The organism is Streptomyces sp. NPDC101181 (assembly GCF_044767975.1).
Classification (GTDB): domain Bacteria; phylum Actinomycetota; class Actinomycetes; order Streptomycetales; family Streptomycetaceae; genus Streptomyces.
Map to the genome: position 1 here is coordinate 1 of NZ_JBIWOX010000026.1, position 23321 is coordinate 23321.

A 23321-nucleotide genomic window follows, 5' to 3' on the forward strand; every position below is an offset into this window, starting at 1 on the left:
GGGGGGGGGGGGGGGGGGGGGGGGGGGGGGGGGGGGGGGGGGGGGGGGGGCGGGGCCCCCCCCCCCCCCGCCGCCCGCCCCCCCCCCCCCCCACGTCCACGTCCCGGCAGGTGTTACGACCCCAGGATCGTCGTCAGGAACTCGCCGGTCCACGCCAGCAGTTCGCGGCCGATGACCGGCTTGCCGCCGATCTTGCCGGTCGTCGGGCGCGGGACCAGGATCTGGTGGGCGGACGGCTTGATGACCGTCTTGGGGTGCAGGCGCTTCAGACGCAGCTCCTGGGACTCACGCAACTCCACCGGGGCGAAGCGGATGTTGGAGCCCTGGAGGACGATCTCGCCGACTCCGCAGGCGCGGGCCAGCATGCGCAGGCCCGCCACCAGGAGGAGGTTCTCCACCGGTTCGGGCAACGGGCCGTAGCGGTCGGTCAGTTCCTCGCGGACCGCGCGGATGTCGTCCTCCGAGGTGGCCGAGGCGATCGCGCGGTACGCCTGGAGGCGCAGCCGCTCGCCGGGGGCGTAGTCGTGCGGGACGTGCGCGTCGACCGGGAGCTCGATCTTGACCTCCAGCGGGGGCTCCTCCTCGACGCCGCCCTCCATCTGGGCCCGGTAGTCGGCCACCGCCTCGCCGACCATGCGGACGTACAGGTCGAAGCCGACGCCCGCGATGTGGCCGGACTGCTCGCCGCCCAGCAGGTTGCCCGCGCCGCGGATCTCCAGGTCCTTCATCGCCACGTACATGCCCGCGCCCATCTCCGTGTGCTGGGCGATCGTGGCGAGGCGTTCGTGGGCCGTCTCCGTCAGGGGCTTCTCGGGCGGGTACAGGAAGTAGGCGTAGCCCCGGTCACGGCCCCGGCCCACCCGGCCGCGCAGCTGGTGGAGCTGGGAGAGGCCGAAGTTGTCGCCGCGCTCCACGATCAGGGTGTTGGCGTTGGAGATGTCGATGCCGGACTCGACGATCGTCGTGGAGACCAGGACGTCGAACTTCTTCTCCCAGAAGTCCACCACGACCTGTTCCAGGGCCTGTTCGGACATCTGGCCGTGGGCGGTGGCGATGCGCGCCTCGGGGACGATCTCCCGCAGGCGGGCGGCCGCCCGGTCGATGGACTCGACCCGGTTGTGGATGTAGAAGACCTGGCCCTCACGCAGCAGTTCGCGGCGGACCGCCGCGCCAATCTGCTTCTCCTCGTACGGGCCGACGAAGGTCAGCACCGGGTGGCGCTCCTCCGGCGGGGTGGTGATCGTGGACATCTCGCGGATGCCGGTGACCGCCATCTCCAGCGTACGGGGGATGGGCGTCGCGGACATCGTCAGCACGTCCACGTTGGCACGGAGCTTCTTCAGCTGTTCTTTGTGCTCGACGCCGAACCGCTGCTCCTCGTCGACGATGACGAGGCCGAGGTCCTTGAACTTCGTCTCGGACGAGAACAGCCGGTGCGTGCCGATGACCAGGTCGACCGCGCCGTCCTTCAGACCTTCGAGCGTCGCCTTGGACTCCGTCTCCGACTGGAAGCGGCTCAGCGCGCGGACGTTGACCGGGAACTGGGAGTAGCGCTCGGTGAACGTGCCGTAGTGCTGCTGGACCAGCAGCGTCGTGGGAACGAGGACCGCCACCTGCTTGCCGTCCTGCACCGCCTTGAACGCCGCCCGGACCGCGATCTCCGTCTTGCCGTAGCCGACGTCGCCGCAGATCAGCCGGTCCATCGGGACCGTCTTCTCCATGTCCTCCTTGACCTCGGCGATCGTGGACAGCTGGTCGGGCGTCTCCGCGTACGGGAAGGCGTCCTCCAGCTCGCGCTGCCAGGGGGTGTCCGCGCCGAAGGCGTGTCCGGGAGCCGCCATGCGGGCGCTGTACAGCTTGATCAGGTCGGCGGCGATCTCCTTGACCGCCTTCTTGGCCCGCTGCTTCGTCTTCGTCCAGTCCGCGCCGCCGAGCCGGTGCAGCGTCGGGGCCTCGCCGCCGACGTACTTGGTGACCTGCTCCAGCTGGTCGGTCGGGATGTAGAGGCGGTCGCCGGGCTGGCCGCGCTTGGCCGGGGCGTACTCGACCAGCAGATACTCGCGGGTCGCGCCCTGGACCGTGCGCTGCACCATCTCCACGTACCGGCCGACGCCGTGCTGCTCGTGGACGATGTAGTCGCCGACCTCCAGGGTCAGCGGGTCGATGGTCTTCCGGCGGCGGGCCGGCATCCGGCCGAGGTCCTTGGTGGCGGTGCGCTGCCCGGTCAGGTCGGTCTCGGTGAGCACCGCCAGCTTCAGCGCCGGGGCGACGAAGCCCTGGTCGATCGCCCCACAGGAGACGTGCACGAGGGAGGGGGCGATCTCGGTGAGGTCCGGGTCGAGACGGGCCGCGATGCCCTCGCCGCCCAGCACCTCGACCGTACGGGAGGCGAGGCCCTGCCCCGCCGTCACGTACACCGTGCGCCAGCCGTCGGCCAGCCAGCCCTTGGTGTCGGCCAGCGCGCGGGCGGTGTCGCCCCGGTACGCCTCCGGGGCGTGCATGGACAGCTGGAGGGTGTCCTCGTCGTGGTCGGCGGCGTCGGCCGCGAAGGGGGAGAGCGTCCACCACATCATGCCCAGCTCCCGGGCCCGGTCCCGGACGTCCCCGAGACCCCACAGCGAGGCCGCGCCCACGTCGATCGGGGCCTGTCCGCCGCCCGCGCTCGCCGCCCACGACGCCTGGAGGAACTCCTGGCTCGTGGCGACCAGGTCGGCCGCCCGTGTCCGCACCCGCTCCGGGTCGCAGACGATCGCCATCGCGTCCTCCGGCAGCACGTCCAGCAGCAGCTCCATGGCGTCGACCAGCACCGGGGCGAGGGACTCCATGCCCTCGACCGCGATGCCCTCCGCGATCTTCCCGAGCAGTTCGCCCAGCTCCGGGTGGGCCTCGGCGAGGGCCGCCGCCCGCTCCCGCACCTCGTCGGTCAGCAGCAGCTCACGGCAGGGCGGGGCCCACAGCCCGTGCGCGGCGACCTCCAGGGACCGCTGGTCGGCGATCTTGAAGTACCGGATCTCCTCGACGTCGTCGCCCCAGAACTCCACCCGAAGGGGGTGCTCCTCGGTCGGCGGGAAGACGTCCAGGATGCCGCCCCGTACGGCGAACTCGCCGCGCTTCTCGACCAGTTCCACCCGGGCGTACGCGGCGGCCGCCAGCGCTTCCACCACCTCCCCCAGGTCCGCGCTCTGCCCGCTGCTCAGGCTCACCGGCTCCAGTTCGCCGAGCCCCTTGACCTGCGGCTGGAGCACCGACCGGATCGGCGCGACCACGACGGAGACCGGGCCGGTCTCCGGGTCGTCCTCGCGCGGGTGAGCGAGCCTGCGCAGCACGGCGAGGCGGCGGCCCACCGTGTCCGAGCGGGGCGAGAGCCGCTCGTGCGGCAGCGTCTCCCAGGACGGGAACTCCGCGACCGTGTCCGGCGGCAGCAGCGTCCGCAGCGCCGCGGCCAGGTCCTCGGCCTCCCGGCCCGTCGCGGTCACGGCGAGCACCGTGCGTCCGGTCTGCCGGGCCAGCGCCGCCACCGCGAACGGCCGGGCGCCGGGCGGACCCACCAGGTCCACATGCGTCCGGTGCCCGTCCCCGGCGGCCTTCACCGCCTCGCCGAGCGCCGGGTCCGTAACGACGACATCCAGCAGACCTTGCAGACTCATGGGGTTTCCGTCCGGGATCAGATCGGGGCCAGCTCACTCTGGCCTCGCCTCCAGCAGCCGGCTGCTGCCAGGGGGCAACGCGAAGGACCCGACACGTGGGACGGGCCGGGGGTTCCAGGGTACGGCCCGGGACCGACAGCCGCTCCCGCAACCCGGGGGCCCGGCTCCGATGCCCCGGCGCTGCGGGGCGGGGTGGGCGGGGGCTGCCAGGGGGGAGGGGGCGCTGCCGGGGGGGAGGGGGCGCTGCCGGGGGGGGCGGGTGCTACCCGGGGGGGGCGGGTGCTACCCGGGGGGGGCGGGTGCTACCCGGGGGGGGCGGGTGTTGCCGGGGGCGCGGGAGCTGCCGGGGGTGCGCCGGCGTGTGCTCGCGCCCGCGGGCGCCCCCGCGCGACAACCCGCGTCAACGGCCTCCGTCGACAACCCCCCGCAACGACCCCGGCCCCGGGACGTTGGAGGAACGTCCCGGGGCCGACCGTCATCCTAAGGTGACCCCCTCACGGGTCACCCGCCCAGACCTCTCCTCGTCCGCACCCGCCTCACCCGTCCGTGGCGATCGCGTTCAGGACGTTCATCCGGCCCGCCCGGAAGGCCGGGACCAGCGCGGCGAACAGTCCGACCAGGGCGGAGCAGGCGAAGACCGTGAGGATCGTCGGCCACGGAATCTCCAGGACCTCCAGGCCCTCCAGCGCCAGCAGCTTCTGCGCCGCGGTGCCCCAGCCCATGCCGAGGCCCAGCCCCAGCAGGGCTCCGAAGAGGGCGATGACCACGGACTCCAGCCGGATCATCCGCCGCAGCTGGCGGCGCGAGAGGCCGATGGCACGCATCAGGCCGATCTCCCGGGTCCGCTCGACCACGGACAGGGCGAGGGTGTTCACCACTCCGAGCACCGCGACGATGATCGCGAGGGCGAGCAGGCCGTACACGATGTTCAGCAGCTGGCCGACCTGGTCCTTCAGCTGCTCCTTGAAGTCGGTCTGGTTCTGCACCTTGTAGACCGGATAATCGGCGATCGCGCTCTGGAGAGCCGCGTACACCTCCTTCTCCTTGCCCTCCTCCGCCTTGCCGAACATCACCTCGTTCTGCGGCATCCGGTCGGCGGGGACGTAGGAGGCGACGGTGGTGAGGTTGGCGTACAGCGCGCCGCGGTCGATATTGGTGTCGTCGGAGGTGACGGCCGCGACCTTCAGCTTCGCCGTCTCCCCCGCCCTGAACGCGACGGTGAGGGTGTCGCCGACCTTCACCCCGTGCTCGCCGGCGTAGGTGTCGCCGATGGAGACGGCGTCCTTGCCGTACGCCTTCGCCAGGTCGCCGGAGAGGACGGTCCGGCGGAGGTCCTGCTGGTATGTGGGGTCGGTGGCGGTGATCCCCTCGTCGACCGTCTTTCCGTCGGGGCCGGTGATCTTCGCCTTGACGAAGGCGTAGTCGGTGATGTGCTCCAGGCCGGGGACGGCCCGCACAGCCTCGGCGGCCTGCGGCACGATGGGCCGCCCGGTGGTGCCGTCCTGGATGATGAAGTCCGCGCCGACCGACCGGTCCAGCTCCTCGGTGGCCGAGGCCACCATGGAGGACCCGACGACGGACAGGCAGGCCACCAGGGCGAGCCCGATCATCAGGGCCGCGCCGGTCGCTCCCGTACGCCGGGGGTTGCGCAGCGCGTTGCGCTCGGCCAGGCGGCCGACCGGGCCGAAGAGCCGCAGGACGACGACGCTCAGCCCGCGCACCACCACACCGGCCAGCAACGGGCCGATCACGATGAAGCCGATCAGGGTCAGCAGCACGCCCAGGGCGAGGAACATCGAGCCCTCGGTGGCCTTGTCGGCCTGGGTGGTCGCCCACAGGGCCGCGCCGCCGCCCGCCGTGAGGACCAGGCCGGTCCCGGCCCGGACCCAGCCGGAGCGGCCGTCGGCGGGGGTCCCGGCGTCGCGCAGGGCCGCCATCGGGGAGACCTTCCCCGCCCGGCGGGCCGGGACGTACGCGGCGAGGACGGTGACGACGACGCCGAGCACCAGGCCGGTCACGGGCGTCGTCCAGGCGACGGTGAGGTCCCGGGTGGACAGCTCCATGCCCACCGCGCCCATCAGCTTCATGAGGCCGACCGCCAGCCCGACCCCGGCGGCGACTCCGACGGCGGAACCGACGATGCCGAGGAGGACGGCCTCCAGCAGGACGGAGCGGTTGACCTGCTGACGGCTGGAGCCGATGGCCCGCATCAGGCCGATCTCGCGGGTCCGCTGGGCGACCAGCATCGAGAAGGTGTTGACGATGAGGAAGATGCCGACGAGGAAGGCGATCCCGGCGAAGCCGAGCATCGCGTACTTCATGACGTCCAGGAAGGCGCCCATGTCGTCCTTGTTGGCGTCGGCGGCCTCCTGCTGGGTCTGGAGCTTGTACGCGGCTGAGCCGTCGAGGGCGGCGGCCACGTTCTTCTTGAGCTGGGCGTCGCTGACGCCGCTCTCGGCGGTCACCAGGACCTGGGTGAAGACGCCGGAGGCACCCAGCAGGTGCTTCTGCGCGGTGGCGGTGTCCAGATAGACCATGGCCGCGCCCGGGTTGGTGACCGTGAAGGACGCGATGCCGCTGATCTTCGCCGTGAGGTCACCGGTGGCGGCGATGGTGCGCAGCTCGTCGCCGATCGCGAGCTTGTGCTTCTTCGCGGTGTCGGCGTCGACCATCACCTCGGTGGGACCGCGGGGTGCGTGCCCCGCGGTGATCTCCATCGAACGCAGGTCGTTCCGGGTCCAGTTGCTCGCGATGGTGGGGGCGCCGGTGTCGGAGCCCATGTTCTTGTTGTCGCTGTTGACGACGGTGACCGCCATGGAGAAGGCGGAGCCCTCGGCCCGCTTCACCCCGTCGGCCTTGCCGACCTGCTGGACCACGGAGGCCGGCAGCGCGGCGGGCTTGCCGTCGGCGGGCTGCTCGCCGTCGTCGGCCGCGCCCTTCGGGCTGACGGTGACGTCGGGCGAGGAGATGGTGAAGAGCTTGTCGAAGGTGGTGTTCATCGTGTCGGTGAACACGAGCGTGCCGCAGACGAACGCCACGGACAGCAGCACCGCCACGGCGGAGAGGGCCATCCGGCCCTTGTGCGCGAGGAAGTTGCGCAGTGAGGTCTTCCAGACGGTCATGACGTCCGCCCGCGCGCGTCGAAGTGCTTCATGCGGTCGAGGACCTGGTCGGCGGTCGGGTTGTGCATCTCGTCGACGATGATGCCGTCGGCGAGGTAGAGCACCCGGTCCGCGTAGGAGGCGGCCACCGGGTCGTGGGTGACCATCACGATGGTCTGGCCCAGCTCGTCCACCGACTTGCGGAGGAAGGAGAGGACTTCCGACCCCGCCCGGGAGTCCAGATTTCCGGTGGGCTCGTCACCGAAGATGATCTCCGGCTTGGCGGCGAGCGCCCTGGCCACCGCGACGCGCTGCTGCTGACCGCCGGAGAGCTGGGTGGGACGGTGCTTGAGGCGATCGGAGAGCCCGACGGTCTCCACGACCTGCTGGAGCCAGGCGGCGTCGGGCTTGCGGCCCGCGATGTCCATCGGCAGCGTGATGTTCTCGATCGCGTTGAGCGTCGGGAGCAGGTTGAACGCCTGGAAGATGAACCCGATCCGGTCGCGCCGGAGTTGGGTGAGCTTCTTGTCCTTAAGTCCGGTGATCTCGGTCTCGTCGAGGAAGATCTCGCCCGAGGTCACCGTGTCGAGCCCGGCCAGGCAGTGCATCAGGGTCGACTTCCCGGAGCCGGACGGGCCCATGATCGCCGTGAACTGCCCACGGGCGATGTCGACATCCACCGTGTCGAGCGCGACGACCCGGGTCTCCCCGGTGCCGTACGCCTTGACGATCTGCCGCGCTCGCGCCGCGACGGCCGTACGCCCTCCAGTACCCCCGTGCCTGGGGATGGTCACAGCCGTTGTCACGGTAAATCTCCTATGTCACTCGATGAAGGGACGTCGCTGGGTACGGATTCGAGTCTGGCTTCAGGACGGGGTCCGGCGCGATGGTGCCCAGCGCAGTCTTGAGGTGGGGTTTTCCCCACCCGTCCCCCTGTGGTCCGCCGCAAGTCCGGCGTAGCGCCGCGGCGTAAGGAAAGGTTAAGGAGACGGCCCCACCTGGCACGTCCTCCGCCGGGAGGAAGGCTCCCTGGCCACGGTCAGGGGGTGCCCCCTAAGGGGCGTCGCCCTCCCCGTGGAGAGGAGGTCAGGGGCATCCTTCGAGCCTCACGGACGCCAACCGACCGGAGCCACAGCCTCCGCCCCGCGCCCGCCGAACCGGACCCGCTACGTCCGCCCCCTCGCCCGCCTTCCCCTTCCCTCTTCCTCTCCCTTCTCCCCTTGTCATCTCTCCCTTCTCCTGTCGTCGCCCCTTCCCTTCTCCTCTCTCGCTCTCTGGACCCCCTCCCCTTTCCGGGCGCGCGAATGAGACAGTGCCCCGGGAGATACGTGCATAGGGAAGGAAATCCGGTGAGCGGCTCGGACGGCGAACGCGGTGCACACGGAACGAACGACGTGCACGGAGCGCATGAAGGCGCCGACGTGCACGGTGCGGCGGGCGCGCATGGCGCGGCAGTCTCGGCAGGCGCTCACGGCTCGGCAAGCGCGGCAAGCGCGGCAGGCGCTCACGGCTCGGCAGGCGCGGCAGGCGCGCACAGGGAAGGCGAACCGGGCGTCCCCGCCGCCCTCGCCACCCCCCGGGGCCGTCGGCCCGTCGTCGCGGCGCTGATGCTCGGCATGGCCCTGGCGGCGATCGACGGCACGATCGTGTCCACCGCCGTCCCTCAGATCGTCGGGGACCTCGGTGGCTTCGCCGTCTTCTCCTGGCTCTTCTCCGGCTATCTGCTCGCCGTCACCGTCACACTCCCCCTCTACGGGAAGCTCTCCGACACCTTCGGCCGCAAGCCGGTCCTGATCGCCGGGATCGTCCTGTTCCTGGTCGGCTCGCTGCTCTGCGCCGCCGCGTGGAACATGGCCGCGCTGATCGCGTTCCGCATCGTCCAAGGGCTCGGCGGCGGCGCGCTCCAGGGGACCGTCCAGACCATCGCGGCCGACCTCTACCCGCTCAAGGAGCGGCCCCGTATCCAGGCCAAGCTGTCCACGGTCTGGGCAACCTCCGCCGTCGCGGGCCCGGTGGTGGGCGGACTGCTCGCCGGATACGCGGACTGGCGGTGGATCTTCCTGATCAATCTCCCGGTCGGCGCGATCGCCCTCTTCCTGGTCGTCCGCCACCTCCACGAGCCCGCCCGGCCCCGCCCCGCCACCCGCCCCCGTATCGACTTGGCGGGCGCGCTCGGTGTCTTCGCGACGGGCTCCCTGCTGCTCACCGCGCTCGTCCAGGGCGGTGTCGCCTGGCCCTGGCTCTCCGGGCCCTCGCTCAGCCTGTTCGCGGCGAGCGGGGTGCTCGGCGCGCTGACCGTCCTGATCGAGCGGCGGGCCGCCGAACCGATCATCCCGGGCTGGGTCTGGCGGCGGCGCACCATCGCCTCGGTCAACCTGGCCCTCGGCGCGATGGGGCTGCTGATGGTCGCGCCGACCGTCTTCCTCCCGACGTACGCGCAGTCCGTGCTCGGCCTCGGCCCGATCGCCGCCGGGTTCGTCCTCTCGGTGATGACCCTGAGCTGGCCCGTCTCGGCCGCCCTCTCCGACCGGGTCTACAACCGCATCGGCTTCCGCCTGACCGCGATCGTCGGCATGAGCGCCGCCCTGCTGATCCTGCTGGCCTTCCCGCTGCTCCCCTATCCCGGCGAACCCTGGCAGCCCGCGCTGATCATGCTGCTCCTGGGGGCGGCCCTCGGGCTGTTCCAGCTGCCGCTGATCGTGGGCGTGCAGTCGACGGTCGGCTGGTCGGAGCGCGGTACGACGACGGCGTCGGTGCTCTTCTGCCGCCAGGTCGGCCAGAGCCTCGGCGCGGCGCTCTTCGGGGCCGTCGCCAACGGTGTCCTCGCCGCCCGCCTGCTCGACGCCCCGGACCCCGGGCTCCCCGACGACCTGGACGCGGTCGCCCGCGCCCTGGAGCATCCGGGGGCCCTGTCGGAGGCGGCGACGGACCACCTGCGGCGGGCGGTCGACACGGCGGTCGACTACGTCTACGTGGGCGCGGCCGGAGCGGCCGCCCTGGCGCTGCTGGCCCTGATCACCCTCGCCCCACGCCGCTTCCCGGTCATCACCGAGGCGCCGGAGGAAGGTCGGCGGGACACCACCGCCGCCTGAGACGCCTGCCCCTGAGACGCCTGCCCCGGGGACGTCCGCCCCTCGGACGTCCGCTGCCGGGACCGGTCCACCAACGGTCACGCGGGGCACCACCGGCCATGGGTGGTGCCCCGCAGCGAGAAGCGCTCAAGGGTGGCGCCCCGCAGAGGGCGGGACCCAAGGGTGGTGCCCCGCAAGGGGGGTGGGTAGCGGCCCGCCGAGGGGGCGGGGCCCGCCCGGTCCGCGTCGGGTCAGCCGGCGCCCTGGCCGACGCTGCCCATCGGCCCGATCTCCACCGTGGGTTCGGGGCTGTCGGTGACGGGGAGCGAGGCCTCACCCGGCCACTTGAGCGTCACGGACTTCTTCTCGTCCGGAGGCGTCACCACGAGGCCCTTGATCTTGACGCCGGAACCGCCGGATTCATTCGCCTTGTAGAAGATGCCGAAATAGGTGGGCTCACCGCTCTTCAGCGTCGTTCCGTCGTCTTTCTGGTCCCTGCGGGTCGCGGGGATCGCCCCTTCGCTGGTCAACAGGTTCACCCCGGCGAATCCCTTGATGGAACATTCCCGATCGGACTTGTTCAGCAGCTTGACGGCGACGACTTTCGTGGGGTCGTCACCGATGGTCGCGTCGCTCGCCGTGAGCGTGAGGTCGTCCGTGTGGCACCTCTCCGGCTTCGCCCCGGCTGCGGAATCCTGGCCCGACGTGCCCTGTTCAGGCGCTTCCTCCTGCGACCCGGTCCCGGTGGAGTCGTTCTCCTGCTGGTCGGCGGGGGCGGATTCCGTCTGCTCCCCGGCAGGGGTGGAGGAGGACTTCGAGACGTTGTCGGTATTGGTCGTGCCGTCGTCGCCCCCGCACGCGGAAAGGGAAAGTCCCGCGACGACGGCTACGGCGGTGACGGCCATCCTCTTCGTTCGCATGAATACGCTCCTCGAATTCCATGGGAGCCTCGCCGTCCGTTCCCCCTGCGCGGCGGTGTCGGGTGGCCAGACCCTTCTACGGTCCAACCGCGCCTGCCCTCACCCCCGTTCCCGAAACCGCTTGCCGACCGCCTCGTCCATTCCTTCCTCAATCATTCCCTCACCCCTTTCCGGACGACGCGGCGAATGAAGCTCCGAGCTCCAGCCCCTCGGGCGGTTCCGCCGCCACCTCAGCCGCCACCTCAGCCTGCGCCTCCACCCAGACCGTCTTGCCGATCGGGTTGCGCGGTTCCCGACCCCGCCGCTCCCAACCTCACCGCGCCACCAGGCACTCCGCCAGGAACAGCCCGCGCACCGGGGCGTGGAGGGGAAGCGGCGCAGCATCGAGCCGAACCCGTGGGCGGTCAGCCCGAATCCGCGTAGGGCGGTACGGGCCCTCCCCTGTTCACCGCCCTTCGCCGTCGTTTTCCCCCTCTTCATGGTGGTTCGTCGCATCGCTCGACTCCCCTCACGTCACCCACACGTGCGGGTTCCGTGACGTTCCGTACTCACGAGTCGTCCGGGCGTCCTAGCCTCGGAAGGTGACAGCGCCTTACCTCTCACGCCGTAAGGAACGGAACGGACGCCGTGACCCAAGCGATGGATCCGCAGCCCTCCCTGGCCGCCCTGTTCGGCTCCCGTGTGCGCACGTTCCGCGGGGCGGCCGGTCTCACCCGGACCGACGACGGCTTCCTGCCCCAGGTGGTCGGCAGTCGGATCGACCGGGTGGAGCGCGCGACCGGAGCGAACCCGGCGCCGGAGCTGGTCAGCCCGGCACTGGAACTGTTCAGCCCGGCGCTGGGCCTGGTCAGAAGGTGCGCATCATGGCCGGTTGACCGAGGAACCGGTCGAGATCGAGCGGTTCGCTCTGGCCTACCATCACCTCAGAGCACCGGCACCGCCCCCGCCGCTGTCGCTCGACCTGATCCGATCCGCGCTGGAGGTCGATTACCGTGCAGCGAGCGTCCCGTCCCGACCCGACCGGCGCCTGGCACGGCAGCGATCAGGCGGGCGGCGTCCGCGTTCAGTCGGCGGACGGATTCCCCGGCGTCGTCTCCGTCCGAGACAGCGGGACCCCCCACGACAGCAGGAACCCCCACGGGCCCGCGCCGCTTTTCACCGCACCGGCCTGGACCGCCTTCCTCGGCAGAACCGTCACCGGCTGAGGCCGTGCCACCGGTGGTCTCGCCCCTCATCCGGCGAGGCCGTCCGAGCGCGGGGGTACTCCTCTTACACGAGTCAATTCCGACCGTCCCGCACCGGGCGGAATATCTCTCAATATTGACCGAAAAGAGGCCCCTTGTTCGCGTCGGTGCCGCGCACAATTCGCGCTTTCCACCGCGCTGCCGGACGGCCCGTCCCCGTACCGCTCGCGCCACCCGCCCCGCCGGAGCACGCGTTGCCTCGGATTTCAGCTTTCTCCACAGGACCTACCACTCACAACACAACGAGCTCACGGCAGTGCATAGTTCACGACAATCTTGTACTGCCACCGGACTATGCCGCTCAGCAGATCACCCGGTGCCCCAGGATGGCTACGATGAGGTCGCTGCCTGCCGGGCAGGGGCTTCTCCCGCCTCACCTCCCCTTGTCGCCCGCCCACGCGGTCCGGGCCTCCGGGGGCGGCCCCACACCTTCTGCTCGGCATGAACTGAGGGACCCGCATCAATGCCCACACCCGAACCTGCCACCCAGCGGCGACCGATGAAGGCTCCGAAGGCCGTGACGGCCCCGGCCTGGGCCCTGCTGGCGCTGAGCGCCGCGGCCGGGATCGCGGCCGTCGTGCTGGCGCCCCAGGGCGCACGCGGCTGGGCCGTGACCGTCGTCGTCACCGCCGTGGTGATCCTGAGCGCGACACTCGCGATCGCCCACAGACTGGTTCTGCGGGCGCAGCGCACGGCCACGGAACGGACCGTCGAGGCCGACCGGCTCAAGGCGTCGACGGCGGCGCTCGAAGCGGACGCGGCGCACACGTCCGACGTGGCGCTGCCCGGCGTGGTCCGGCTGGTGCGCGGCGGCTGGAACACCGCCGCGGCCCTCGAACAGGTCCCCCCGCCGCGCAGTCCGCGCCATCGGAAGCTGCTGCACATCGCCGCGGCCACCATCGAGGAACAGGGCCAGCAGGCCGCGTCCCTCCAGGCGGACAACGCCAAGCTCCACGAGGAGCTGGGGAGCGAGATCTCCCGGCTCCGCGAGGAGTTGGAGGCGATGAGCGTAGAAGTGGAACGGTTCACCCGGGAGACGCTGCCTTCGGTGACCACCCGGCTCCGCGCGGGCGAGACCGGCGCCTCCGTACGGGCCGAGACCGCGCTGCCCGACCACCCGCTCCTGCGGGCGTCGGCCGAATCGGTGGTCCGGGAGCTGGCCCTGAGCGAGCGTCGCGCCCTGGCCGCCCAGACCGCCTCGGCCAAGGCCCTCAGCCGGGTCCAGGCGAAGGCCGTGAGCATGCTCGCCGATCTGCGCACCATGCAGGAACGTCACGGCGAGGAAGTCTTCGGTGACCTGCTGAAACTGGACCACAGCACCTCGCAGCTCGGCCTGATGACCGACCGGCTGGCCCTGCTGATGGGCGGGCGGCCCAGCCGCGCCTGGAACCGGCCGATCGTCATGGAGAGCATCCTGCGCGGCGCGGTCGGACGTATCGCCGCCTATCAGCGGGTGCGGCTGCACTGCTCGTCCACCGCGGCCATCTCCGGCTTCGCCGCCGAGAGCGTCATGCACCTCCTCGCCGAACTGATGGACAACGCTGCCAACTTCTCGCCCCCCATCGACGAAGTGCACGTCTACGTCGAGGAACGCGGCACCGGCATCGTCGTCACCATCGAGGACAGCGGTCTGAAGATGGCCGACGCCGCCATGCGCCGGGCGGCGGACTCCGTCTCCGGTCGGCTCACCGACCTCGCCTCCCTCCAGGGCACCCGGCTCGGCCTGTCCGTGGTGGGCCAGCTCGCGCTCAAGCACCAGATCAGCGTCAACTACCGCCCGTCCTCGCGGGGCGGGACCGGTGTGGTGGTCCTGCTGCCCCGGCATCTGATCGCGCAGCAGAACCGCGACCCGCAGCAGGCGCCCGGCCTTCCGGCCCCCGAGGGCGTGCCCGCCACCTCCGCGGCACCGGCACCGGCTCCGCCGTCGGCCACGCTCCCGCCCGCCACCACGGTGACGCCCCCCAGCGGTACGTCCGTCCCGTCCCTGCCCGCACCCACCACGCCCCCGGACCTCACCCCCGTGCCCCTGGCGTCTCCCGCCCCCGCCGCCGACCCCGCACCGGCCGCGCACCTGTCGCCGGACCCCGCCCCGGAGCACGGCCGGGACGCGGAGCGGCTGCGGGAGGCGGAGTACGGACGGGAGACGGAGTACGGACGGCAGGCTCCCCGCCCCGTCTCCCCCGAGCAGACCCCGGTCCTCCCTCAGCAGACCCCGGTCCTCCCCGAGCAGGCCCCGGCCTTCCCGGAGCAGGCCACCGCCGTGCCGCCGCAGGGCCCGGCCGTACCGGAGCCGACGGTTCTGCCGACCCGGAGCACCGCCCCGTCGACCCCCAACGGCCTCCCCGTCCGCACCCCCGGCCGGACCATGGGAGAGGCCGAGCGGGAGCGGGAGCGCGGCCGCCACCGGGCCCCGGCGAGTCCGCCCCCCACCGGCGGCGGCACCCCCCGGACGACCCCGCCGCGCAGCGCGGCCCAGCAGTTCGGGGCCTTCCGGCGCGGCATCGAACCCCAGGTGGACCCCTCGGGCCCGCCGGGCCCGGCCGCCCCGCCGCCGCCCGGCACCCCGTAGCCCGGCACGCCCCCCTCGTAGCCCGGTGCGCCCCCTCGTACCAGCCACGCCCGGTGCCCCCGCACCGGGCACCCCCGCTCGAACCTTCCGAGATTGGAGGTACGGGCCGACAGCCGGCCTTCCGGCCCGCACGGTCCGTCACACCACATGCAGACCACCGACACCAGCCTCACCTGGCTCCTGCAGAGGCTGCTGGAGCAGACCCCCGGCACACGGCACGCCCTGGCCCTCTCCCGGGACGGGCTGAAACTCTGCTGGACCGAACACCTCACCCTGGACCAGGCCGACCAGCTGGCCGCCATCTGCTCGGGCATGCAGGCCCTGGCCCAGGGGGCGTCCATCGAGTTCGGGGACAGCACCGGGGGCGTGAGGCACTCCATGACCGAGTTCCACGGCGGTCTGCTCTTCATCGTGGAGGCCGGGGAGGGCGCCCACCTGGCCGTGGTCGCCTCGGAGGAGGCCGACCCGAGCGTGGTGGGCCACCAGATGACGCAGATGGTCGACCAGATCGGCGACCATCTGCGCGCCGCACCACGCGGCGGGGCACCGGGAGGCCGGTCATGACGCTGCGCCCCGTCGACACCGGCTCCCCCGACCGGCTCTACACGGTCACCGGCGGACGCAGCCGGGCCGAGGACTCCTTCGACCTGGTGACACTCATCGTCGCCGAGTCCCGGCCCACCACGGGCATGCAGTCGGAGCACGTCCGCATCCTCGAACTGTGCAAGCACCCGACAGCCGTCGTCGAGGTCGCCGCGGAGCTCTCCCTGCCCGTCACCGTGGTGCGCATCCTCCTCGACGACCTGCACACCGCGGGCCGTATCACCGCCCGCCACCCCCGCGCCGCGGCCTCCGCCGCCGCGCTGCCCGACTCCGAGCTGCTGATGGAGGTGCTCGATGGACTCCGTAGGCTCTGAGCTGCCCACCCGGCGGACGCCGCTGCCCGACGCGGCCGAGACCGGTCTGAAGATAGTCATCGTCGGAGGGTTCGGCGTCGGCAAGACCACGCTCGTCCACTCGGTGAGCGAGATCCGCCCGCTGAACACCGAGGAGGTCATGACGCAGGCGGGCGTCGGGGTCGACGAGACCAGCGGGGTCGACGGGAAGACGACCACCACGGTGGCGTTCGACTTCGGCCGCATCAGCCTCAACGAGCGCATGGTGCTCTACCTCTTCGGCGCCCCCGGCCAGAAGCGGTTCTGGTTCCTGTGGGACCGGCTGTTCTCCGGCACCCTGGGGGCCGTGGTCCTGGTGGACACCCGCCGGATGGACGACTCCTGGTACGCGATCGACCGGCTGGAGCACCACGGAACGCCGTTCGTGGTCGCGGTCAACCGGTTCGACCACGACACCACGTACTCCCTCGACGAGATCCGTCAGGCCCTGGCCCTGCCCAGCCACGTCCCCATGGTCGACTGCGACGCGCGGGTGCGGACGTCCAGCAAGAACGTGCTGATCACCCTTGTCGACCACCTGCGCACCATGGCCATCGCCCGGGAGGCGACCGCATGAGCAGCACCTCCAGCCCCGCCTTCGGTTCCACCACCGCCCCCGGCTGCCCGGCCGGCCGGGGCGCGGTCAGGCTGTCGGGCACCTCCTACCAGCAGACGCCCACCGAGCTGTACCGCTCGCTGCGGTCGGAGCACGGCGCGGTCGCCCCCGTGCTCCTGGACGGGGACATCCCCGCCTGGCTGGTGCTCGGCTACGCGGAGCTGTCCTACGTCACCGAGCACGACGAGCTGTTCGCCCGCGACTCGCGCCGCTGGAACCAGTGGGAGAACATCCCGGCCGACTGGCCGCTGCTCCCCTACGTCGGGTATCAGCCGTCGGTGCTCTTCACCGAGGGCGACGAGCACCGGCGCAGGGCCGGGGTGATCACCGAGGCGCTGGAGGCCGTGGACCAGTTCGAGCTGGCCCGCGACTGCCGGTCCATCGCCGACAAGCTCATCACGGCCTTCGCCGGGAGCGGCCGCACCGAGCTGATGAGCCAGTTCGTCCACGCGCTGCCGATGCGGGCCGTGGTCCAGCTGTGCGGTATGCCCATCACGGGTGAGGACACCCAGCGGCTCGTCGACGACCTGCGCATCTCCCTCGACGCGAACGAGGGCGAGGACCCGGTGGCCGCGTACGGGCGGGTGGGCGACCGGCTGCGGCGGCTCGTCCAGGAGCGGCGCGCCGCTCCGGGCCACGACGTCACCTCCCGTCTGGTGACCCACCCGGAGGGCCTGACGGACGAGCAGATCGTCCAGGACCTCATCTCGGTGATCGCCGCCGCCCAGCAGCCCACGGCCAACTGGATCTGCAACACGCTCAGGCTGCTGCTGACGGACGAGCGGTTCGCGCTGAACGTCTCCGGCGGCAGGCTCAGCGTCGGCGAGGCGCTCAACGAGGTGCTGTGGCTGGACACCCCGACGCAGAACTTCATCGGCCGCTGGGCCGTCCGGGACATCCAGCTGGGCGGACGGCACATCCGGGCCGGTGACTGCCTGGTCCTGGGGATCGCCGCGGCCAACACCGACCCCGAGATCTGGCCGGAGTCCTACGTCGGCGCCGAGAACGCGGCGCACCTGTCCTTCAGCAGCGGCGAGCACCGCTGCCCCTACCCCGCGCCGCTGCTGGCGGACGTGATGGCCCGTACGGCGGTGGAGACGCTGCTGGAGCGGCTGCCGGACCTGATGCTCGCGGTGGACCCGGCGGAACTGCGCTGGCGCCCCTCCATCTGGATGCGCGGGCTGTCCGAACTGCCGGTCGTCTTCAGTCCGGTGGCGCAGTAGGAGCGGGCGGAGACAGAGGCAGGGCAGGGCAAGACAGGCGGGGCAGGGCAGGGCGGGGCAGAAGAAGCGTGGGCGGCGGGAGCACGGGTTCCCGCCGCCCACGCATCTACCGGGGAGCCGCCAGGCGTCAGTCGGCAGGCGTCCACCGACAGCCGTCAGCCGGAGACCGGGGTGAACCGGACCGGCAGGCTCTGCGGGCCCCGGGTGAAGACGCCGCGCTCGACCGGGTCGAAGCCGTCGGCCAGCCGGACGTCCGGCATGGCGTCCAGCAACTGGCCGACCCCGATCTCGACCTCCGCCTTGGCCAGCAGGGCGCCGACGCAGAAGTGGCGGCCCAGCGCGAAGGCCAGATGATCGGCCGCCGCCGAGAAGGCGTTCGTGGCGGCCAGGTCCTCACGGAAGATGTCGAAGGAGTCGGCGTCCCGGTACCGCTTGTCGTCGCGGTTGGCCGCGCCGATGAGACAGGTGACCGTGGCTCCCGCCGGTATCGCGCCGCCGCTCAGGGCGACCTCGGTGGTCGACTGCCGCATGATCATGTGGACCGGCGGCGTGTAGCGCAGGGTCTCGGCGAACGCCCGGGGTATCAGCTCGCGGTCGGCCCGGACGGCCGCCAACTGCTCAGGGTTCTGGAGCAGGTTGACGAAGATGGCCGCGATGGCCTTGTCGGTGGTCTCGCCTCCGGCCGCCAGCAGCAGACTGCAGAACGCCTTGATGTCCTCGTCGCTCATCCGCACACCGTCGACCTCGGCCGTGCACAGGACCGACAGCAGGTCGTCCCCCGGCGACTCGCGGCGCTCACGGATGACCGGCAGCATGTACTCGGCGAACTCGACCCGCGTACGCTCCCCCGCACGCACCACGTCCTGGTCGCCGGAGAGGTTGCCGAGGAAGGCGATGACCGCCGTGTACCAGCCGTGGAACCGGTCGTAGTCGGACTTGTCCAGCCCCAGCATGTCCGCGATGACGTTGACCGGGAACCGGCTGGCGTAGTCGGTGACCAGATCGACGGACCCGGTGGCCCGGAACCGGTCGATCAGCTCGCGCGAATTGCGCTCGATGACCGGCAGGAACTTGTCCCGGAGGTCGCTGCCCCGGAAGGCGGGAGCCACCAGCGCCCGGCGCACGGCGTGCTCCCGTCCGCTGAGCTGGAGGATCGTCCGCCCGTGCACGGGCTCGATCTGCCAGTCGTAGTTTTCCGTACTGAATTCGCCTTTTTTATCCTTGAAGACCCGCTCGACGTCCTCATAGCGCGAGACGATGTAACTCTTGGTGGCTTCATGCCAGATGAGAGGCTCGTCATCCCGCATGCGGCGATACGCCCCATACGGGTCACTCTCGAACTCCGGTGACAAGATGTCCGGTGCTCGGACCGTCATAACCACTCCCTTGCAGGAAGAACGGGGGGGGACTGCGAGGTGCACGACTCAATTCAGCTCGCACCGGCGGACATATGCAAGAGCCACCGGTCACTAACACCCCGTCATCGCCCACGGCGAACGTCCTTACGCCACAAGCCAGAAGCACCGTTCCGGTGATCAGGCGTCAGCGAAAAGCGGGGCAAGCGGAATGAGACGCCCGGGTCTCCGCGCCGGGCCCGGCACCGGGGAGAACCCGATGACGCGTGCGGGCAGGCCGGTCCGCCGGGACCGCGCCACCATCGTGTAGAGAGTGGGGACCACCAAGCCTCCACACGATCAGGAGCACCTCATGAGAATCCATCTGACCAGCGTCTTCGTCGACGACCAGGAGAAGGCCCTGCGCTTCTACACGGACGTGCTCGGCTTCGAGAAGAAGCACGACGTCCCGATCGGCGGCGAGGACCGCTGGCTGACCGTGGTCTCGCCCGAGCAGCCCGAGGGCACCGAACTCCTGCTGGAGCCTGCCAAGCACCCGGCCGTGAAGCCGTACACGAGCGCTCTGGTCGCGGACAACATCCCCGCCGCCTCCTTCGCCGTGGACGACGTGGCGGCGGAGTACGACCGGCTGAGCGCGCTCGGCGTGCGGTTCACCCAGGAGCCCGTCGCCATGGGCCCGGTCACCACCGCCGTGCTCGACGACACCTGCGGCAACCTGATCCAGATCGTCCACAGCGCGTAGCCGACAGCCGGGACGGAGGTCCGGGCCAGCCGGGACGGCGGTCGGAGGCGACAGCCGGGGGCGACAGCCGGGGGCGACAGCCGGGGGCGACAGCCGGGGGCGGCGGTCGGAGGCGGCAGCCGGGGGCGGGGGCAGGCCCTACGCCCCCGCCCCGTCCGCCGTCTCCACCTTCGCCCCGTCCGCCGTCTCCGTCTCCGTGACCGTTTCCGCCGCCTCCGCAGCCGTGGCCGTTTCCGCCGCCCCGGGTGACACCCGCCCCGTGAGTGCCGCCAGGGAGCTGCGTACGTGCGCCATGTGCGCCTGGGCCTCCTCGCGGCCCTCCTCGTGCTCCCGCAGCACCCGCTCCGTCTCCCGGACGATCCGCTCCTCCCGGAGCCGGGCCTCCGCGAGGAGTTCGGCGGCCCGCGCGTCCGCGTCCTCCTGGCCGTGCCGGGCCGTCTCCTGCGCGGCAGCCAGATCGCGGCTTGCCTCCGCGAGCAGCGTCTCCGCCCGCTCGGTCAGCTGCGCGTGGCGTGCCGCCGACTCCGCATCGGCCGCGGCGGTCTCCGCCTCCGCGGCCTTGCGGCGCTCGGCGTGCTCCTGGTCCTGGTGGGCGAGCACGCCCGTCGTACGCCGCCGTGTCTCGCCCATCGCGGCGTCGGCGGCGGCCCGCGCCTCCTCGGCGTCCTTCCGGGCGGCCGCAAGCACCTTCTCCGCTTCCCGGGCCGCCTCCGCGACCCGTTCCCCGGCCGCCCGGGAGGCCGCCTCGCGGACCACGTCCGCGGCTTCCCGGGCCGCGTCCCCGGCCGCCCGGCCCGCCGCCTCGGCCTCGTCCCGCACCGCCTGGCCCGCCGCCACCGCCGCCTCGTGCAGCTCCTCGGCCTCGCTCTCCGCGAGAGCCAGGATCTGGAGGACCCGCTCGCCCAGCTCCGCGTAGTCCGGCTCGGGCAGCGCCGCCACGGTCTCCGCCAGCCGGGCGGCCTCGGCGGTCAGTTCCTCCGCCCGGGCCGTCAGCCGGGAGACCTCGGCCTGCGCGGTGTCCCGCTCGGCGATCAGGGCGGCCGTCGCACGGTCCACCTGTTCCGGGCGGTAGCCCCGCCCCCGCACGCCGACGGTGTCGTACGCGGACACCGGTCCAGCACTCATCCCCGCAACCCCTCTCCGACTCACCGATGCGCCTCACCGACACGCCAAGGATGCGGCAATTGATGCCGGAAGTCGGAATCGATCAGGCGCTTTCCGGACGGAAGCGACCGGCATCACACAACCGGCCCCTGGGTGTCTGCCCCTTCGGGTGCGGCACGACACGAGGTGCCCGGACCCTCCCGGGGTCCGGGCACCTCGTCACCGTCGGCGGCGCTGCGGCGCGCGGCTCAGATCAGGCCGTCCCACATCTGCTCCAGCAGCACCGACCACCAGTTCTCCGGGGACGCCAGCGCCGCCGGGTCCAACGCCACCAACTGCGCCTGGAAGTCCACCGTCCAGCGCCCCGCCTGCTCCGGGTTCAGCCCGAACCGCAGCCGCCACATCCGGCCCAGCAACGCCATCGACCGCACGAACTCCGGCAGCCCCGTGTTCACGAACTGCGGCGGCACCGACTGCCCGCCGGGCCCGGCCTCCACCGGCACGGCCACGATGTTCGCCGTCCCGTACTGGACACAGAGCGCCTTGCCGAAGTCCGTGCCCATCACCAGGTACGACCCCGCGTCCGGTGCGGCCTGAATCCCCCGCTGGGCTGCCAGCTCACCCAGCGTCGGCACCACCGGCTGTCCCGGCTGCGCCCAGAAGAACGGCCCGAAATCAGCGGGCAGCCCCGCCCACACCAACGTACGGGCGACGATCTCCGGCACCCCCTGACGGGACACCGCGCGCTGGTCGAACCGGAGAATCCCGTGCGGCCCGAACGCCTGCATCAGCTCCTCGGCCACCGCCTCCGGCGGCAGCACGGGCGCGGGCGGCATCTGCGGCAGCGGCGCCCGCACCGGGGCGGGCCGCGCCGGGCCGTCCGCCACCTGGTGCAGCTCGCCCTGGTGGGTGAGCAGATGCCGCATGCCCTGCTGGCGGCTCGCGTGATCGGTCCCGTACGGGGCGACGCTGGTGATCCGCACCTGCGGCCAGGTCTCGCGGATCATCCGGGCGCAGTACCCGCCCGGCAGCTCACAGGACTCCAGCTCCGTGTGGAGCTCGATGACCTGCTGCGGCGGGACGTTCATCGCCCGCAGCTCGTGCAGCATCTGCCACTCGGGGTGCGGGGTGCCCGGCGCGGAGCGGCGGATCAGCTGCTGCTCGCTGCCGTCGGGAGCGCGGAACCGCAGCACGGCCTGGTAGCCGGGGCCCACGGTCGGCTGACCGGTGGGCTGCTGCGGATAGCCGTACGCCGGGGGCGGCGGGGTGTGCTGCCCCGGTGCCTGCGGCCGCGGTACGGGGCCGGGGGCCCCGGGCGGACCGGGCGGGCCCGGCGGACCCACCTGCGCGGGCGAGGCGAACATCGTCTCCGCGTGGTGCACGCCGCCCCTGGGCGGAGGCGTCGCACCCGGCGGCGGACCGGGAGGCCCCGGAGGACCGGCCGGACCAGGCGGCTGCGGTGCGCCGGGGGCACCGGGAGGGCCGGGGGGCTGAGGCACGCCCGGGGCTCCGGGCGGACCGGGAGGAGCCGGGACACCCGCGCCGATGCTGCTCCCGTCGGCGAGCATCGTCGCGGCGTGGTGCACCCCGCCGCCCGGAGGCGGACCAGGAGGAGGCGGCGTCGAGCCCGGCGGTGGAGGCGGACCGGGAGGGCCGGGAGGCGGCGTGGCGCCCGGGGCACCGGGCGGACCCGGAGGGCCAGGAGGCTGCGGCGCACCGGGCGGCGGGGTGGCCCCGGGCGCGGGCGGGCCGAGCTGGGAGACGAGCTGCGTCGGGATGTACCCGCCCGCCGGAGCCCCGGGCGCACCCGGACCGGACGGCGGCGTCGCACCCGGCGGCACCCCGGGCACCCCGGGCGGGGGCGGGGGCGGGGGCGGAGTTGACGGCTCGGCCCCGCGCGCACCGCGCGGCGGCACCGCGGCCTTGCTGGTCGTCGCGTCCGCGATGTCACTCGCGCCGCCGTCGCCCTGAGCGTCCCGCTCGGACCCGAGGGCCGGGGCCACCTGAGTACGCGGCAGCTGGCTGCCCCCGGACATCAGCGCGGTGGGCGCCTCCGCCGGGACCACCGGCGGCGGGTTCTCCTCGTCGTCCGCCCCCGACAGCGGCGGTGCGAACACGGTCGCGGGCAGCGGTACGGCCCCGTCGTCGGAGTCGGAGTTCGTATCCGTACCCGCCCACGGGGTCCCCTCTGCGGGCACCGCGCGGGCGGGCACGGAGGACGGGTCCGCGGAGGAGGACGAAGGGGAGTACGAGGAAGAGGAGGAACCGGAGGGTGAGGGGGAGGACGGGGAAGCGGCGAGGGAGCCGGGCGAGGCGGGGCCAGCCGCTCCCGTGCCCGCTTCGGCCTCCGTACCCGCTTCCGCCTCCGCACCCGCTTCCGCCTCCGCGGTCCGCCGCTCCGCCCGGTGATCCGGAATCCCCAGCTTGTCCGCCGCCTCCTGGAGCCACTCCGGCGGCGTCAACAGGAACGACGTCTGGTTCAGGTCCACCCGCTGCGGAGGCTCCGGAGCGGGGTCCGGCACACCCGCCGGGGCCCCGTACTCCTCCTCGTACCGCCGGATCACCTCACCCACCGGCAACCCCGGCCACAACGTCGCCTCGCCGCTGTCCCGGGCGATCACCAGCCGCTGACGGCCCCCGTCCGAGACCGGGCCCTCCGCCCGGTCCTCGGCCCACACCACGAAACCCAGGTCGAACTCACGGACCCGGACCTCACGGTGCTGGTACGCGGGCACGTCACCGTTGACCCACTCGTCCGCCCGCTCCTGCGCCTGCGCGAAAGTCACCACCGCGC

The 23321-nt window shown here is 72.4% G+C and carries 15 protein-coding genes; 8 read left to right on the top strand and 7 right to left on the bottom strand.

The window, feature by feature from the left end; genetic code table 11:
- Window positions 1-113: 113 nt before the first annotated feature.
- The 3 genes from mfd to ACIRRU_RS28115 form a co-directional block, all read right to left on the bottom strand.
- Complete coding sequence (gene mfd, locus ACIRRU_RS28105; RefSeq protein WP_403685119.1) at window positions 114-3647, bottom strand: transcription-repair coupling factor; 3534 nt, start codon at window positions 3645-3647, stop codon at window positions 114-116.
- A 536-nt stretch (window positions 3648-4183) separates the two neighbouring features.
- Window positions 4184-6769 carry an ABC transporter permease gene (locus tag ACIRRU_RS28110; protein WP_403685120.1) on the bottom strand — a complete coding sequence of 862 codons (2586 nt, stop codon included), beginning with the start codon at window positions 6767-6769 and terminating at the stop codon, window positions 4184-4186.
- The gene (locus tag ACIRRU_RS28115) at window positions 6766-7554 is read right to left on the bottom strand and encodes an ABC transporter ATP-binding protein (RefSeq protein WP_403685122.1); all 789 of its coding nucleotides are present in this window, start codon (window positions 7552-7554) and stop codon (window positions 6766-6768) included. Before ACIRRU_RS28115 ends, ACIRRU_RS28110 begins: the two co-directional genes overlap by 4 nt.
- An 801-nt stretch (window positions 7555-8355) precedes the next feature.
- Here ACIRRU_RS28115 and ACIRRU_RS28120 point away from each other — a divergent pair.
- Window positions 8356-9840: an MFS transporter gene (locus ACIRRU_RS28120; protein ID WP_403685123.1), complete on the top strand. Its 1485-nt coding sequence runs from the start codon at window positions 8356-8358 to the stop codon at window positions 9838-9840.
- A 230-nt stretch (window positions 9841-10070) separates the two neighbouring features.
- Here the strand turns inward: ACIRRU_RS28120 and ACIRRU_RS28125 are convergent, their stop codons facing one another.
- Window positions 10071-10739, bottom strand: coding sequence for a DUF4232 domain-containing protein (locus tag ACIRRU_RS28125; protein WP_403685124.1), 669 nt, complete (start codon window positions 10737-10739; stop codon window positions 10071-10073).
- Window positions 10740-11731: 992 nt separating this feature from the next.
- Between ACIRRU_RS28125 and ACIRRU_RS28130 the strand changes: the two genes are divergently transcribed.
- From ACIRRU_RS28130 to ACIRRU_RS28155, 6 genes are all read left to right on the top strand, one after another.
- On the top strand, window positions 11732-11944 hold the full coding sequence (locus tag ACIRRU_RS28130) for a DUF397 domain-containing protein (RefSeq protein ID WP_403685125.1): 213 nt from the start codon (window positions 11732-11734) through the stop codon (window positions 11942-11944).
- 538 nt (window positions 11945-12482) lie between these two features.
- Window positions 12483-14552: an ATP-binding protein gene (locus ACIRRU_RS28135; RefSeq protein ID WP_403685178.1), complete on the top strand. Its 2070-nt coding sequence runs from the start codon at window positions 12483-12485 to the stop codon at window positions 14550-14552.
- A gap of 147 nt (window positions 14553-14699) precedes the next feature.
- Window positions 14700-15116: a roadblock/LC7 domain-containing protein gene (locus tag ACIRRU_RS28140; protein WP_363201247.1), complete on the top strand. Its 417-nt coding sequence runs from the start codon at window positions 14700-14702 to the stop codon at window positions 15114-15116.
- Window positions 15113-15469, top strand: a complete 357-nt coding sequence (locus ACIRRU_RS28145) for a DUF742 domain-containing protein (protein ID WP_363201246.1) — start codon at window positions 15113-15115, stop codon at window positions 15467-15469. Before ACIRRU_RS28140 ends, ACIRRU_RS28145 begins: the two co-directional genes overlap by 4 nt.
- Window positions 15450-16064, top strand: coding sequence for an ATP/GTP-binding protein (locus ACIRRU_RS28150; protein WP_363201245.1), 615 nt, complete (start codon window positions 15450-15452; stop codon window positions 16062-16064). Before ACIRRU_RS28145 ends, ACIRRU_RS28150 begins: the two co-directional genes overlap by 20 nt.
- A complete protein-coding gene (locus ACIRRU_RS28155) occupies window positions 16061-17326 on the top strand; it encodes a cytochrome P450 (RefSeq protein WP_403685127.1) in 1266 nt (421 codons plus the stop codon). Before ACIRRU_RS28150 ends, ACIRRU_RS28155 begins: the two co-directional genes overlap by 4 nt.
- A gap of 155 nt (window positions 17327-17481) precedes the next feature.
- On the opposite strand, the gene ACIRRU_RS28160 is transcribed toward ACIRRU_RS28155, so the two are convergent.
- Entirely contained in the window at window positions 17482-18633 is a 1152-nt protein-coding gene (locus ACIRRU_RS28160) for a cytochrome P450 (protein ID WP_363201243.1), read from the bottom strand.
- A gap of 400 nt (window positions 18634-19033) precedes the next feature.
- On the opposite strand from ACIRRU_RS28160, the gene ACIRRU_RS28165 reads away from it, so the two are divergent.
- Complete coding sequence (locus ACIRRU_RS28165; protein ID WP_363201242.1) at window positions 19034-19423, top strand: VOC family protein; 390 nt, start codon at window positions 19034-19036, stop codon at window positions 19421-19423.
- Between the two features lie 138 nt (window positions 19424-19561).
- Here the strand turns inward: ACIRRU_RS28165 and ACIRRU_RS28170 are convergent, their stop codons facing one another.
- Both ACIRRU_RS28170 and ACIRRU_RS28175 read right to left on the bottom strand, forming a co-directional pair.
- Window positions 19562-20548, bottom strand: coding sequence for a cellulose-binding protein (locus ACIRRU_RS28170; RefSeq protein ID WP_403685129.1), 987 nt, complete (start codon window positions 20546-20548; stop codon window positions 19562-19564).
- A 227-nt stretch (window positions 20549-20775) separates the two neighbouring features.
- Window positions 20776-23316: an SUKH-4 family immunity protein gene (locus ACIRRU_RS28175; RefSeq protein WP_403685131.1), complete on the bottom strand. Its 2541-nt coding sequence runs from the start codon at window positions 23314-23316 to the stop codon at window positions 20776-20778.
- Between the last annotated feature and the right edge of the window lie 5 nt (window positions 23317-23321).